This is a genomic window from Actinospica durhamensis (assembly GCF_018139695.1).
Lineage (GTDB): Bacteria > Actinomycetota > Actinomycetes > Streptomycetales > Catenulisporaceae > Actinospica > Actinospica durhamensis.
In genome coordinates this window covers 1-411 of the sequence record NZ_JAGSOG010000825.1, presented here as the reverse complement: position 1 = coordinate 411, position 411 = coordinate 1, and the positions used below count along the sequence as shown (strand labels likewise).

The 411-nt window shown below is 73.5% G+C and carries 1 protein-coding gene; it reads right to left on the bottom strand.

Going from position 1 to position 411, the window contains the following annotated elements; translation table 11 throughout:
• Positions 1-411 (bottom strand): S41 family peptidase (locus KDL01_RS42405; protein ID WP_212534337.1); only part of this gene is annotated, 411 nt, incomplete at both ends.

Genomic DNA, 411 nt, shown 5'->3' with positions numbered 1-411 from the left:
CTCCAGGGCGATGCGGACCGCCTCGTCCAGTTGCACGTCCCGGCCCGCCGCGTGGTCCTGCGGCCGCTGCACCACCTCCACGTCGGGGTCGACGCCGTGGTTCTCCACGCCCCAGCCGTACCCCTCCAGCCAGAAGGCGTACTTGGGCTGGGTGACGAGGGTGCCGTCGACCAGGCGATAGCGGCTGTCGATGCCGATCACACCGCCCCAGGTGCGGGTGCCGACCACCGGGCCGATGCCGAGCGCCCGGATCGCCGCGTTGACGATGTCGCCGTCGGAGCCGGAGAACTCGTTGGCGACGGCGACCACCGGACCGCGGGGCGCGTCCCGGGGGTAGCTCTCCGCCCGCATGCCGCGCGGCAGGTCCCAGCCGACGATCCGCCGGGCCAGCTTCTCCACGACGAGCTGGGA